Raw genomic sequence first — 14967 nt, forward strand, 5'->3', positions numbered from 1 at the left:
ATGTCTCACCCATCTTTTAACCAGCCTTCCAGTTTGGAAGGCTGGTTGCAATACTTAGAATCTATTCATCCCTCTACCATAGATATGGGCCTGGCCAGGACGCAGGAAGTTTTTGCGCGTCTGAAGCTGGATTTCAGTCAGATGACAGTTATCACCGTAGCCGGTACAAACGGCAAAGGCACCACCTGTACTTTCCTTGAGCAAGCGTTTACGCAATTGGGTCATAGCACTTGTGTATACAGCTCGCCGCATATACTGGATTACCGCGAACGCTTGCGATGCGACACTCAGATGCTTAGTGAAGACGCACATTGCCAAGCGTTTGCCAGAGTCGAGCAGGCGCGTGGTGAGATTAGTCTGACCTATTTTGAGTTTGGTACCTTAGCAGCCCTGGTCTTAATCGCCGAGCGTCAGCCCGATTTTGCTATTTTGGAAGTGGGGTTGGGTGGGCGATTAGATGCTGTGAATATACTGGATGCGGATATCGGAGTTATCACCACTATTGATCTTGACCATCAGGATTGGCTGGGGGATACCCGAGAGTTAGTGGCGGCCGAAAAGGCCGGTATTTTCCGTCAAAATGGCGTAGCCGTAATAGGTGATGCTCAGCCACCGGCTAATTTGCCGGAGATTGCCGGTAAACTGAATCTGGATGCCAGTTGGCAGGGTAGTGAATTTTCTTACCGTCTGGAGGATGGGCGTTTTTACTGGCAGAGCCATTCTGGTGCAAGTCTTTGTGGTCCGAGACCCGCCATTCCCGCGGCAAACGTATCTACCGCGCTTTGTGTATTGGAACGTCTGGGTAAACTGCCGTCGTTAGATGTAGAGCGACTGCTTAGCGAAGTAAAAGTGGTCGGACGTTGCCAGCTGGTTGGCGAACATCCCAGCGTGTTGGTTGATGTGGCCCATAATCCGCAATCTGCCGGTTACTTGCTAGAGCAAGTCCAAAGGTTTAGTGCCACGCAGGTGCATCTGGTGGTCGGTATGCTCAAAGACAAAGACATTCGAGCCTGTCTGTTGCCTTTCACGGCGTTGTCACCAAACTGGTATCTGGCGCCACTGGGTGGCCCCCGCGGCGCCAGCTCAAAGATGTTGGCTGACTTGCTGCCAAAGGGGCAAAAAGTGCTAGAATGCCAATCAGTTAAGCATGCATACCAACAAGCTCTGCAAAATGCACAGGCGGAGGATCTGGTGGTAGTATTTGGTTCATTTTTCACGGTGGCCGAGGTACTGGAACCCAGCGTTCAGTAAACTCAGTTAACAGCCAAATCCGGGAGGTCGTTTTGTCTTCAGCATTCCAGAATCGTCTGGTAGGTACCATCATCCTGGTGGCGCTGGCGGTAATTTTTCTGCCTGATCTGCTTGATGGTGAAAAGGTATCGCACAAAGATACCTTTTTGCCTGTGCCGCCTCGTCCTGCTCAGGAACCTGTGTCAAAAACAGAATCTTTCCCTTTGGAAGAAGTGCGTGAGCGGGTCAGCCGAACGGTTGAGGTGGTGGAGGACGTGGCCGAAGATGATCCTGTCGAGGCTGCAACTGAAGAAGCCCCTCCTGTGCAGGTTGCAACACAGCCCGCTGAGCAAGTTGAGCGACCTGCCGAGAGTAAACCTGAGGTGGTAAGCGCGGGTTGGGTTGTGCAGTTAGGTAGCTTCCGCCATCAGAAAAATGTTAAGGAACTTACCGACAAACTGGAGGCGGCCGGGTATCGCACTTTCAGCCGTAAGATTAAAACCAGTGCAGGGGAGCTGACCAAAGTCTTTGTTGGGCCGGATCTGCAACGGGACAAATTAGAGAAAGCCTTGCCACATCTTAAAGAGCTGACGGCATTGCAGGGTAAAATTACCGAGTTTAGGGCTGAATGATTCAGCCCTTTGTATTTTTTGCACTGCGCCTTTGGCAGTTGAAGCTAGGAATAAAGGAGATTTTCAAACTGGCTTCTGCTAGAATGCGCGCGGCATTTTTCCATCGACATACGGCATGAACTGGATCGACTACTGCATTATCGGCATCATCCTGCTTTCTACTCTGATTAGCCTGGTTCGGGGCTTTGTTAAAGAGGCTGTCTCTCTCGCTGTATGGTTCGCCGCATTTTTTATTTCCAGTCAGTTTTATGCCGATTTAGCGGTCTATCTGGATAACATATCCGATCAGGTACTGCGCAACGGTGCTGCTATCGCCATATTATTTGTTGCCACACTGATTTTAGGTGGGTTGTTAAACTATCTTATCGGCCAGATGGTCCAATACACAGGTCTATCCGGTACTGATCGTGCTTTAGGTGCGGTATTTGGCTTGCTTCGTGGTGCGCTGGTGGTTAGTGCACTACTGTTTTTTATGGACGCATTCACCGGCTTTGCACAAGCACAGTGGTGGCAGCAATCTGTCCTGATCCCGGAATTCAGTATTGTCATCGAATGGTTCTTCGAATACCTGCAGAACCATTCCAGTTTCTTAAACCCTTGAGCATCGACGCCTGATGGCATGATGCGCTGGAAAATATAGGTAACTTGCATGTGTGGTATCGTAGGTATCGTGGGTAAAGGCCCGGTCAATCAGGCTTTATATGATGGATTGACCGTATTGCAGCACCGTGGGCAGGATGCTGCTGGTATCGTCACAGTCGACGATGGCATGTTCAACTTGCGTAAGGCCAATGGATTGGTTCGTGATGTGTTCCATAGCCGTCATATGCAGCGTTTGACGGGGAATTTTGGTATCGGCCATGCCCGTTACCCCACTGCAGGCTCATCGAGCTCTGCAGAAGCCCAGCCTTTTTATGTGAATTCTCCTTTTGGGATTGCCTTTGCCCACAACGGCAACCTGACCAACGCCCACGAGTTGGAAGAAGAAGTGTTCCGTATTGCCCGTCGCCATATCAACACGAATTCTGATTCTGAGTTACTGTTGAACATTTTTGCTCACGAGTTGCAGGAAGGCTCAGGCCTTACTCTCGAACCACAAGATGTGTTCAATGCCGTCAGCCGTGTGCATCGCAAAATCAAAGGGGCTTATGCGGTAGTGGCGGCCATTATCGGAAACGGTATGGTGGCATTTCGTGACCCCCACGGTATCCGCCCACTGGCACTGGGTAAGCGCGAAACGGAATTTGGCGACGAATACATGGTGGCTTCTGAAAGCGTTGCGCTGGATGTCGTCGGCTTTACCTTTATTCGTGATGTTGCCCCTGGCGAAGCTATTTATGTCACAGAAGACGGTCAGCTGTTTACCCAGCAATGTGCCGATCACCCCAGCCATTCACCCTGTATTTTTGAGTTCGTGTATTTTGCTCGTCCGGATTCCTTTATCGACGGTATCTCCGTGTATGCATCGCGGGTGAATATGGGCCGTAAGCTGGGACAAAAGATTGCGCGCGAATGGGCGGACCTGGATATTGATGTAGTTATTCCTATTCCAGAAACGTCCAATGATATCGCGCTGCAAATTGCGCAGGAACTAGACCTGCCTTATCGTCAAGGCTATGTGAAGAATCGCTATATCGGTCGTACCTTTATCATGCCTGGCCAGACTCAGCGTAAGAAATCGGTGCGTCGCAAGCTCAATGCCATTTCTTCCGAGTTTGCCGGTAAGAACGTGTTGTTGGTAGATGATTCTATTGTGCGCGGTACAACCTCTGAGCAGATTATTACTATGGCTCGGGAGTCTGGTGCGAAGAAGGTGTACTTTGCGTCTGCTGCACCGGAAATTCGCTTCCCTAACGTTTACGGTATCGATATGCCCTCAGCCAATGAGTTGATTGCTCATGGTCGTGAGATTGATGAGATTTGTGAGCTGATCAAGGCTGACGGTTTGATCTTCCAGGATATTGAAGATCTGGTAGAGGCCGTGCGCGAAGAAAACCCGGAAATCCAGTCTTTTGAGACTTCGGTATTTGACGGCGAATATATTACCGGTGATGTGGATCAGGATTACCTGAACCGCCTGGATCTGTTACGCAATGACAAAGCCAAGCATAAAAAAGGTCAGATGGAATTGTGTAACCTGGAAATTCATAACCTGGACGGTGAAGCTTAATCACCTACATTTGAACATCGAAGCTCCTGTTCATCCTGAACATAAAAAACCGCGCAATAGCGCGGTTTTTTCTTTGCAGCTTGTTTAGCTCATGTACTCTGGTCCAAATCCCATACTCCAGAGGATTACGGACGCTGCCATAATGATAACTAATAGTACCAGGCCACAGGTCACCACCGAGCTGGCATAGATAAAGCCTTTCTCTTCAGGGATCTTCATGATGATTGGAACCCCGGAATACAGCAGGTAAACCGAATAGGTTAGTCCGGCTAAACCGACCATCATCACAAACCACAATACTGGATAGAGCGCAGCAAAGCCCACCATAAATAGTGGCGTGGCGGTGTAGGCGGCCAGTTCCAGCGACTGAGTAAAAGATGGTTTGGCATCAAAGGTTTGTGCCATCCAGTGCACCAGATAAGCCAGGCCAAGTACACCGGCAACCAAAGCCAGGTACATGCCGATGCTCATCATCATGGCACTTTGTTCGGTCAGTTTAATGACATCGCCTACTCCTATGCTCCAGCCTAAATGGGCAGCAGAGTAGTAAGCGGTAATAGCTGGGATTAAGGCTACGATTAAAATGTGGGTCAGGCTGTATGTTAGACTTTCATGACGTTTTTCGATTGTCTGCCATTCTTCCCTGGGGTGAGCATAAAGACCCCATAAATGGTTCAGGATCATAATCTACCTCACTTAGCGCATTGGCGTTTGCTACGTTGGTCCCGACTTGAGAGCGGGGAATGAATTAATGTGCTTAACATTAATTTAACATTAGTTTCTGTGACCTTATTGGATTCGTCAATAGTTTATTTTATGTACAAAATAACTCTCTATTTTTCAGTTGGTTACTTTTTGAACTTAAGTTGAATAGGAAGAATGTAATTTTTAAATCGATTAAAAAATATACGCACTTGTTTATATGAGTGAGTAACTCTTATAGCTGGTCGAACAAAATTGCGGATTTTCACTTTGTTGCTTAATCGCAAGCTCGGCTTTTTTCTGCCCCGCAGCACAAAAACGGTTAAAATACCGGGGTCGGATCCCGGATGTTGATATATATGTTGAATAGTCTGCTAGAACCCATTCATGCCTTTTTGCACAACACGACCCCACAAGCCTGGTTGGACGAAGCAGCCAAGCCGCAGAATTTACCTGTCTTGCTTATCGATCATGCTAATTGCGAACTGAAGGCCGCCCAAACGGCCATGTGGTTGATTCGTACTTATGCGGTAGAAAAGGACAGCGGTGATGCGTTGTTGGCATGGTTAAAGCCATATGAAGACTATGTGTATCGACGTATTGGTAATGGCGACTTTAGCGGTTATCAGTCAGGGCTATCGAAAAAGCTGATCAGCAAGACGGACTTTGCCTTTGGTGACGAGCTCATCGATAAAATGGTGCTGCTTATCAAAGAAGAGTTGCATCACTTTCAACAGGTTATGGAATTTCTTGACCAGCGCGGTATTGCTTATGAAAACTTAAGCGCCGGTCGTTATGCCAAGGGGTTGATGCAACAGGTACGTAATCATGAACCGGCGCGACTGGTAGATAAGCTGATTTGTGGCGCCTATATTGAAGCCCGATCGTGCGAGCGTTTTGCCGCGCTGGCACCTTATATGGATAAAGAGCTAGGGGATTTTTATGTTTCGCTGCTTCGCAGTGAAGCGCGGCACTTTCAGGATTACTTGTCCCTGGCGGAAAAGATTGCCGGTGAAGATATCAGTGCCCGTGTCCAGCACTTCGGTACTCTAGAGGCCGGACTTATCAGCAGCCCGGATGCTGAGCTGCGTTTTCACAGTGGCAGCTTTGTAGAACAATAGGGTAGTCCCTTACCCTATCTATTTGATTAGCGGTTAATCAGCGCCAGTTCGAGATCAGCGTTAAGCACGGCCCACCAGCGATTGCCGAAGGTTTTATCAATACCAACCAATGGTTGGTTCTCACAGGCAGCATCACGGGCTGGCTTGCTTGTCAGCCAGTCTTCATTCCAGCTTTGTTCAATCACGCAATCGGCGCTGGCCAGTGCCTGCCATTGACCATCTTGCAAGCTTGCCAGCAGCAGCTTGTCAGCCTCCAAGCTATCCGGGCCGGTAAATTGCACTACATAGCTGTCGGCTTTGGCATTGCTGATATCCCAACTGCCCTTGGCCGAGTCGGGTAAGGCGACAGGAGACTTATGGCTACCATCGGTTTGTGACATGGGCAGTCCGTTTTCGCTCTGAATATCTTTGGCCGCACCGTATGCACTTTGATAAAGCCCGGCTTGGTTCTGGGTACCACTGATTATCAAACGATCAGTGACGGTATCCGCGGTTTTACCCAGCCAGCTCAGCGTCACATGTTCTTTCAGGTCTATAGTGGTTTCAGGGATCAGCAATTCATCTTCTGCTTCATCGGGGATTACCCGCATTGGGCTGTTCAGATTGGGTGTCCAGGACTCGTGGGCAATAAACAGCCACTGATAGGCTAGGCGAGTCAAGTCCATCAGGCTTTCAGCGCGGCTGATCCCCGGCGTATAGGACATGCTGCGAGTGCGGGTATCAGTGCGGTTGAAGGTATCATTGCTGCCGCCAATTAAACGGGCAAAGGTGCCATCCTCAGCATAACAGTCCGTGGTCAGGTATTGGGTTTGGAAGACTAATACCGGGCGGGTGTCATGGTGAATGGAGTTGGGGTAAATCATAGTTTCACAGCGATTGTTACTGCGTGAAAATTTGTCCATCAGATACCAGTCGGCGCTAAATTGCTGGTCGGCATTGTTGCTTTTAGCGGTATGAGGCGCGGCATAGCTTTGGTAATCCACCCTGGGGCCTGTGAAGGTGAGCAAGCTGGAATTAACATCAAAATGTTCTGAGCCTTTGTCATAGGTGGCATTTTTTTGTGCTACCACCATCTGCACCAGTTCGCGCTCGCCGTAGCGGTATTCGTAGCCCTTATAAGAGGCATTACCAGCCATAATCTGGGTGTAAGCCCCCATTTTATAGTTCCCCCCTGTGGGCGTTGAGCCCGAGGGCAGGGTGGTGAGAGTGGTTTTGGCGGTGATCAATGAACGCTGGTATTGGTGTTCATGGCCCTGTACATAGATAACATCATGCTCGGCAAAGAACTGGCGAATTTGCGGCTGCACATCGTATACCCAACCATCATCTTTGGTGCCGTCAACAATCTGCTCGCGAGTTTGGCCATATTTGGCACCAATGAGTCCGTCATGGCTAGCCACCACAATGTGCTCAACCTGGTCCTCAAGACTAAGCACAGTGTCTTTTATCCACTGGAACGCAATAGGCAGATTGTAATAAGCCAAGCCAACAATCAGCACATTGTCGCGTACCACGTAGTAGTTTACCCACTCATAACCGGGCATATGCACGGCATCCTCCGGAATAAACTCACGCATATTGTCTATCCACTGCACGGTATAGGCGTAACTGGTTTCGTGGTTACCCATCACAGGCAAAAATTCAATGCCTTGCTCCCGATACTGGCGGGCCACAGATATCCACTCATCAAATTCTACTTTGCTGCCATTATCGGTGAGATCGCCCAGGGCGATGACCATATTCACGCCGTTTTCGGCCTGGTGCTTGAGCACTTCGCTCATCGGATGCATGGCCACATGTGCCTGACCTTGGGCATCGGTGCCACCTTGGGTGTCGGGTAATAAACCCAATACAAATTGAGTCGGGGGAGTGGGCTCGGGCGTGGGGACGGGATCCGGCGTTTGGCCAGTTGGTGGTGCTGGGGTATCGAAGTCTGAGCCGCCACAGGCGCTCAGCAGGGCGGCCACAAGACCGCAAAGTAGCGGACGAAATAAGGGGTTGGATTTTGTTGCCATAGGCATGTTGTATTTCCTGAAGGTTAAAAACCATAGATCACAACAGCCTTTGATGACTTTTTTATTTAATCCAGACTACTGTTATTTGAATATTTTTTGACCATTCACTTGTCCGCTGGCTGATTATCGGGCTGCCCTTTAGGACAGCCCGGCGTTGATTAAAAGGCGCTTAGGATTTCATTGATACCCGTAGGCTGATTAGCCTCAACCTGCTTGTGTAGCACCTTATCCAGAGGTTTGAGAACCGCATCGCGTCCCTGATGGAAGCTTTGTTCTTCGACAATCAGTTTATAGGCCTTATTAAGTGCCAGGGCCCGTTCAATGCTGGGCATCAGCAAAGTGGAAATATCCTGATTTAAGCGAGCAAACATCGCCGCTTTAGGGCGGCCTTGGCTATCAAAGAACTTATCCTGCACTTCTTGATTGGCGCGAAACTCATCGCCAGTGGGGTTTTGCTTGAGGTAATAGCTGTATTCGTATTCACCGTCGCTTTCACGCCTGGGTTCGGGTAATCCTGCCAGGGATTTTTGCTGCCAGTGATACCAACCCTGCTGGAAGTTGTCCGCGGGCAATTTGCGGTAGAAGGACAGGGTGGTGTCGACTAAGGTGCCCATGCCACTATGGCAACCGGCGCAAGTGCCATGTTCTTCGAAGGTTTGCGGGCGCAGTTCGCCTTGCTTGTCTTCAATAAAGCCTTGGTAAGTCCAGCCTTGGGCAATTTGCACACCGCGTTCGGCGTTACCGCGCAGTAACTTGGTACGACTGGGGAAGTCATGGCGCTCCTTGATCTCATCGGCCACTATCACTTCCAACTGATAGTAAGTCAGCCACTGGTCTTTGCGGGCGTAACGCAACTCCTTCATACGTGGTGCCATGGCAATTTGTTGCTGCCCGTTGATATCCAGGTAGCGTACAGAATGCAAAAACTCAGTGCCTTCAGGGAAGAGCTTGGCGGCTAAGTGTAGATCGCCGCTCTTTTGTGCCAGCCTGGCTTTACCCACATAGCTCATCCAGCGCTTTTCTAACGGTGCCCAGTCGTATCTCACCTTACTGGCTATACCAAGCTGGCCGTCTTTGTCTAAATCCACGGCCAATACTTGTTCGTCCACCGGGTCAATGGGCACGTCCTGCTCGCGGATCATAGCCTCAACTATGGCTAAATTGGTTTTGTACACGGTCAGGTCAAATTGACCTTGCTCGTTTTGACGCAGGACCTCAGCCAGACGAATGCTGACATCATCGGTCGAACCATTGGTGGGCATAAAGCTGCCCGGAACCGGGTAATAGGCATAGCTGCGCCAACCGGTGTAATCGCCTGCGGGGCTGCGGTCAAAGCCCTGCTGGTCGAAGTTGAAATAACTGTCCGGCAGATAGCCATCCCACCTGCCATTGTCATTTTGATCAAAGGCCAGTGTTTGTTTGGTTAACCGCTGCGCGAGCTTGATCTCGCCTTTGTCATCCAGATAGTTATCCTCTCGCACATAAGCCAGTATGGCCTCATCGGCGATAGCGGCGATCTGTGCCTGTCTGTCCTTGTACATATTCAGCCAGGGATTTAGCAGGGCCTTTTCCGGAAAGCTGTATTCTTGTTGTACGTCGGTATCGTTTAGCAAATTAGGGCGCTTACTGTTGGTATGACAGGCATAGCAGGGGTTGGTGGTGCGCGTGCTGTCGACCACCGGGTCTGTATAACACTGCGGCGGGATATATGGGGTAGCATGGCTGAGTTTGTTGACATACTGCGCTGAGCTGGCCTGAGCGGAATTACAAACAACAGCAAAGAATGTCAGCGCAACCAAGGGGTAAAATTTACGGCGGGGCATAGTCAATCTCTTTTTCAATACACAAAAAGGGGGCATGCGCCCCCAGTCGATATCAGCACGCCAAAGTCTTATTCAGACTTGGCCGGGAACGGACCGACATAACCGGTATAGGCGCGGTTTTCACCTGTACCTGTGTTCTTGTCACCATCTGATTCACCGTAAGGGTGCTGGATCACACTGGTCAGGTAGGCCCAGCCGTTAATGTTTGGATACCAGTAAGGTGAGGTGGTTTCTGAACCGTAAGGTGTGGTCTGAATACGCGACAGTTTCTGGGTTTGCAGATCAAGGGCCCAAATGACGTCATTCTGGTGGCCGCTACCGGTATCTTCACCAATGATCAGGGTGTCATGGCCGGTCATGTAGGTGACGTTGTCCGGGTTGGCGATGCCGTCGATATGACAGTCATTCATACCGTTAGTAAATTCTGCCGGATTCGCTTTCACGGCGGCGGTGTTAGCCATGCCTGCCACGGCAGGAATACCCTGAATCAAACCGCTGATATTTTTTGCCACATAGTCAGAGCCGATACCGTTATCGGCGGACACATCCAACTGATACACACCACCACATTGGTTGTAGCCAATCTTGATATCGTTGTTGCCGCCTTTGTCATAAGAGCTGCTGGCACTGCCGTTCTTACCGAAGTCTTCCATACCTCGACCAATTTCAGACATGGCCAGGTACAGCTTGTTACGGGTTGGATCGTAAGTAATACCCTCTTCCTTACGCAGTTCGGTGGTGGCGCCCTGCATCGCAGCATAGCGGCGGGTTTCCAGGCGGGAGGCTACTTTTTCCATACCGGTTTTCAGCTTCAGACATTCCTGGCCAATGCCATTTTGGTTGACTGAGGTGTAACCATTGGCGCAGCTGCCATCAACCGGGTCGACCGTATCAAAGATGTCAGCAAACTTAAGCTGCGTGTTGCCGTCAACATAAGGTCGGATTTCTTCGTCAGTGGCGTGGCCCAACTCAATCCAGCTCAAGTTGGCAGCACCCATACCTTCGGCGCTGGTTTGTTGCCATTTCATGGCATACAAGGTGCCCGCGGTCAGATCGCCCGCTACATCGGCGATATACATATACAGACCGACGTTGGTACCGTCATCGGTCATATACACGGTTTTTTGATCAGGCATAACATACGCCAGCTCGTAGGCAAGACGACCGAAAGAGTAGTGCTTGCTCAGCTCTGCTGCCGGTGTGGCCTGGCTGGCATCGACTTCTATCTCGATAGGCCAACCCAACTGGTAAGGGTTCCACTTAGTGACGTCATTGTTATGGTATTCCATAAAAGGCGCGGAATAGCCGTCATCCAGCGCGTCTTGTCCTGTTACCAGATAGCGGGCATCCGGTTCATATTCTTCCGACGCAAAATGGGTATTCCACGGGGTAACTGAGCCGGCACAATGCACCCAACCACCGTTAATCTTGGACATATCCAGTTGCCACAGTTTCTTCACGCTCAATTCGCCGTTGCTCTTGTCCTGATCCAGTTCCATCATAAACATGGCGCCAGGGCGTGATTCGATTTGTGATACAGAGAACAAACGGTCGCCGATGGGCAACAAGGAAGTGAACTCGTTGGAGTCGGAAATCTTACGTGCACCGTCTTCGGAGAATAGCGGCTGGCCGCTGCTATCGATCAACTGACCAAAGGCCACATCGCCATACTCGTCACCAGAGCGAGCCAGGATATGGTAGCCCACATCCAGCATACGGGTTTCATTGCCATCTACGGCTTTGGCCTGGCCTACCAGAATTTGGCGTTTTTCATAGTTAGTGGCGGGGGCGGCTACGCTATCAAACTGAATACGTGCTGTGGCTGCTAAGGGCTGTACGCCAGTTGCTGCCGAACATACCACTGACTCACTTTGTACTTCGTCATCATCTAACTGTTGGTTATTGTTTTTATCCAGACCCGCTTGCATTTTAGTGGCACCGTGCGGACATTCAGTGCTGGCTGGCATATCTATAACCTTAGTCAGGCTGGTCAGGCCGTTACTGCCATCAACACCATTGTTGCCGTCGTTGCCATCATCGCCACAGGCGACCAGGGTGATCATGGGGATACCAATCAGTAGTGCGCGAATGCTCACGGCAAGTTTCGACTGATTAAACATAAAGCGGGTCCTCTCTCTTATTCTGGTTTGTTGTTGTCGTGACTTTCCCTGTCTGGCAGTCCTGCCAAAACAATATGAAAATCATCAAGTTGGATTGAGAAATCTAAGAGAAAGTAGCAAGTCAGTTTGACACTGAACTTGCAGTTTTATGAAGTTTGCGTGATGGATTTGTGACGTCTTTGGCGATGGGATGTGGCGTAAAAGGCGATATTTTGCTTGTTTGAATAGCAAGAATACGCCGCTAGAGCGGCGTGCTGGACAATGACATGCCGCTAGCGTCTGCCGTCAGACAACTGCTTTGGCTGTACCAATCACCTAACACTATGCGTGTAGCATTCCGGCCATCCAGCATAAACTGATGCGTGGCAGGTCTGTGAGTATGGCCGTGGATCAGGGTGAATACGCCGGCTTCGCGCATTACACGCTCCACCTCGCTGGGGGTAACGTCCATAATGTATTCGGGTTTGTTGGCATTGTGCTGTTTGCTTTTGGCCCTGGCATTTCGCGCCACCCGGCGGCGATACCACAACGGCATGCTCAGCATCAGGCGAGGCCACCACCAACCCCGGGATTTCTTGCGAAAGGCCATAAACACCTCATCACGGGTACATAAACTATCACCGTGCATAATCAGCACTTTCTCACCGTTAAGTTCGATGACTTGTTGTTCGGGCAAGAGGGTGATGCCGGTTTCTCTGGCAAAACGGCGGCCAATCAGAAAATCCCGGTTACCGTGGATAAAAAATACCGGTACACCGCTATCAACCAGTTGCCTGAATGCTTGTTTAACCTGTTGGTTAAACGGGCTTTGGTCATCATCCCCAATCCAGGCTTCAAACAGGTCACCCAAGACATAGAGAGCCTGCGCCTTGGTGGCATGTTGGCGCATAAAACGCAGAAAGGCCTGAGTAATATCAGGCCTGTCTTCGCTAAGATGCAAATCGGCTATAAATAGCGTTGGCTGCACCAATGGCTTATTCACTCACCTCAACGGATTGAACAACCACATCTTCATTGGGTACATCATCGTGATAGCCGTGGCGACCTGTATCCACTTTACGGATTTTATCCACTACGTCCATGCCGTTAGACACTTCTGCAAACACGCAATAACCCCAACCTTGCATATCTTCGCTACGGAAGTTTAAGAAGCTGTTGTCCGCAACGTTGATAAAGAACTGACAGGTAGCTGAATGTGGATCATTAGTGCGCGCCATGGCTACGGTACCACGGTTGTTAGCTACACCGTTGTTGGCTTCATTCTTAATAGGATCCTTGGTGGATTTTTGCTGCATGCCAGGTTCCATGCCGCCGCCTTGGATCATAAAGCCGTCAATAACACGGTGGAAAATGGTGTTGTCGTAGAAACCTTCTTTGGCATAAGACAGGAAGTTCTCAACCGTCTTAGGCGCTTTGTCAGACAACATGGTCAGTTCGATAGCACCAAAGTTGGTGTTCAGGGTAACTTTACTCATAGTGGCTTTATCTCATTAGCTTAATATTGGCGCTAAGTTTACCTAAAAGCACAGCCCAGGAGAACTGACAAATCCCATTGCCGGATAAAGGATGCGGCTTCTGGCTGTTTTTAACAGTGCTCACAGGCTGGCGACTAAAAGGTATCTAGCGGGGCCAAATTCACCGGTGAATCCTGCCTTTGTGGCGGGATTTTTGTTTATCAATCGGGTACACTCCGCCCTGAATCTTCACTTAGACAGGAACCAGTAGATGTTGCACATTTTCAATACCCTAACCCGCCAAAAAGAGCTGTTTACACCTCTCAAACAAGGTGAAGTTGGGTTATATGTGTGTGGTATCACTGTCTATGACCTCTGTCATATGGGCCATGCCCGTACCTACCTGAGCTTTGATACCATGGTGCGCTATCTGCGCCATTTAGGGTACAAGGTCAATTATGTGCGCAATATTACCGATGTGGACGATAAGATTATCCGCCGCGCAGCCGAGAACGGGGAAACCCCGGCACAGCTGACGGAACGCACTATTGCCATGATGCACGAGGATTTTGCCGCGATTAATTTGCTGCCGGCAGATGTTGAACCTCGTGTCACCACCCATATGGACGAGATTATTGCTATCACCCAAACCCTAGTGGAAAAAGGCCACGCCTACGTAGCGCCAAGCGGAGATGTACTGTTTGATGTCAGTACCTTTAAGGAATACGGTAAACTCAGTCGTCAGGATCTGGAACAGTTGCAGGCTGGTGCCAGGGTCGAGGTCAACGAAGACAAAGACGACCCACTGGATTTTGTGCTGTGGAAGTCGGCTAAGCCTGGCGAAGTGAGCTGGCAATCCCCCTGGGGCGCTGGGCGTCCTGGCTGGCATATTGAATGTTCGGCCATGAGTGAAAAACACTTGGGCAGTCATTTTGATATCCATGGTGGCGGCTCTGATCTGATATTCCCTCACCATGAAAACGAGATTGCACAGTCCTGCTGTGCTTCCAGCCAGCCATTTGCCAACTATTGGGTTCACTCCGGCATGGTGCAGGTGAATCAGGAGAAAATGAGTAAGTCTCTGGGCAATTTCTTTACCCTGCGTGATGTACTTAAAGAATATGATGCAGAAACCCTGCGTTATTTCCTGTTAAGTGCCCATTACCGCAGCCAGCTTAATTACTCAGAGGACAATATTAAGCAATCCAGAGCGGCCTTGGAGCGTTTGTACACGGCACTTCGAGACGTTGAGGCGGACCAAAGTGTTGATATCGCCTATGGCGGTTATATGGCGCGCTTTAACGCGGCCATGGACGATGACTTTAATACCCCTGAGGCGTTCTCCGTGCTGTTTGAGTTAGCCCGCGACATTAACAAACACAAAGACAAGCCTGCGGATGCGGCGAAACTAGCGGGTGTGCTGCTTAAGCTGGCCGCCGTATTAGGTTTGCTGCAGGGCGATGCCAATGCTTTCCTGCAATCCGGCATGGATGAAGGTGTTGATGTGGCTGAAATTGAGCGTTTGATCCAGGCCCGTGCTGACGCCAGAGCTGCCAAAGATTGGGCGGCGGCAGATGTGGCTCGTAATGCCCTGACCGAGATGGGTGTGGTGCTGGAAGATGGCCCGCAGGGCACCACCTGGCGCAAGGCTTAACCATCACTGGTTTTATGCAAAAGGCCGGCGTTAAGCCGGCCTTTTC

12 protein-coding genes are annotated in these 14967 nt (G+C 50.1%); 6 read left to right on the forward strand and 6 right to left on the reverse strand.

Annotation, left to right across the window (positions count from 1 at the left end):
* The 4 genes from folC (at position 1) to purF (ending at position 4032) form a co-directional block, all read left to right on the forward strand.
* Positions 1–1251, forward strand: coding sequence for a bifunctional tetrahydrofolate synthase/dihydrofolate synthase (gene folC, locus KJY73_RS05310; RefSeq protein WP_214340983.1), 1251 nt, complete (start codon positions 1–3; stop codon positions 1249–1251).
* A 32-nt stretch (positions 1252–1283) separates the two neighbouring features.
* Positions 1284–1862: an SPOR domain-containing protein gene (locus KJY73_RS05315; protein ID WP_214340985.1), complete on the forward strand. Its 579-nt coding sequence runs from the start codon at positions 1284–1286 to the stop codon at positions 1860–1862.
* Between the two features lie 115 nt (positions 1863–1977).
* Positions 1978–2463 carry a CvpA family protein gene (locus KJY73_RS05320; RefSeq protein ID WP_206592787.1) on the forward strand — a complete coding sequence of 162 codons (486 nt, stop codon included), beginning with the start codon at positions 1978–1980 and terminating at the stop codon, positions 2461–2463.
* A gap of 48 nt (positions 2464–2511) precedes the next feature.
* Entirely contained in the window at positions 2512–4032 is a 1521-nt protein-coding gene (gene purF / locus KJY73_RS05325) for an amidophosphoribosyltransferase (RefSeq protein WP_214340987.1), read from the forward strand.
* 84 nt (positions 4033–4116) lie between these two features.
* On the opposite strand, the gene KJY73_RS05330 is transcribed toward purF, so the two are convergent.
* Positions 4117–4716: a Yip1 family protein gene (locus KJY73_RS05330; RefSeq protein ID WP_214340989.1), complete on the reverse strand. Its 600-nt coding sequence runs from the start codon at positions 4714–4716 to the stop codon at positions 4117–4119.
* Between the two features lie 365 nt (positions 4717–5081).
* Here KJY73_RS05330 and miaE point away from each other — a divergent pair, with 365 nt between their 5' ends.
* Positions 5082–5855 carry a tRNA isopentenyl-2-thiomethyl-A-37 hydroxylase MiaE gene (gene miaE, locus KJY73_RS05335; protein ID WP_214340991.1) on the forward strand — a complete coding sequence of 258 codons (774 nt, stop codon included), beginning with the start codon at positions 5082–5084 and terminating at the stop codon, positions 5853–5855.
* Positions 5856–5881: 26 nt separating this feature from the next.
* Here miaE and KJY73_RS05340 read toward each other — a convergent pair whose 3' ends face one another.
* The 5 genes from KJY73_RS05340 to KJY73_RS05360 all read right to left on the reverse strand — a co-directional run bounded on the left by KJY73_RS05340 (position 5882) and on the right by KJY73_RS05360 (position 13288).
* Complete coding sequence (locus tag KJY73_RS05340; protein WP_214340994.1) at positions 5882–7876, reverse strand: metallophosphoesterase family protein; 1995 nt, start codon at positions 7874–7876, stop codon at positions 5882–5884.
* Positions 7877–8028: 152 nt separating this feature from the next.
* Positions 8029–9693, reverse strand: a complete 1665-nt coding sequence (locus KJY73_RS05345; RefSeq protein WP_214340997.1) for a hypothetical protein — start codon at positions 9691–9693, stop codon at positions 8029–8031.
* A 68-nt stretch (positions 9694–9761) separates the two neighbouring features.
* Complete coding sequence (locus tag KJY73_RS05350) at positions 9762–11813, reverse strand: alkaline phosphatase PhoX (protein WP_214341003.1); 2052 nt, start codon at positions 11811–11813, stop codon at positions 9762–9764.
* Positions 11814–12054: 241 nt separating this feature from the next.
* Complete coding sequence (gene lpxH / locus KJY73_RS05355; RefSeq protein WP_214343262.1) at positions 12055–12780, reverse strand: UDP-2,3-diacylglucosamine diphosphatase; 726 nt, start codon at positions 12778–12780, stop codon at positions 12055–12057.
* A 7-nt stretch (positions 12781–12787) separates the two neighbouring features.
* Positions 12788–13288, reverse strand: coding sequence for a peptidylprolyl isomerase (locus KJY73_RS05360; RefSeq protein ID WP_206592793.1), 501 nt, complete (start codon positions 13286–13288; stop codon positions 12788–12790).
* Positions 13289–13538: 250 nt separating this feature from the next.
* Here KJY73_RS05360 and cysS point away from each other — a divergent pair, with 250 nt between their 5' ends.
* Entirely contained in the window at positions 13539–14921 is a 1383-nt protein-coding gene (gene cysS / locus KJY73_RS05365) for a cysteine--tRNA ligase (protein ID WP_214341005.1), read from the forward strand.
* The last annotated feature ends 46 nt before the right edge of the window (positions 14922–14967 follow it).

The sequence above is a fragment of the Bowmanella yangjiangensis genome, from assembly GCF_018531185.1.
Taxonomy (GTDB): domain Bacteria; phylum Pseudomonadota; class Gammaproteobacteria; order Enterobacterales; family Alteromonadaceae; genus Bowmanella; species Bowmanella yangjiangensis.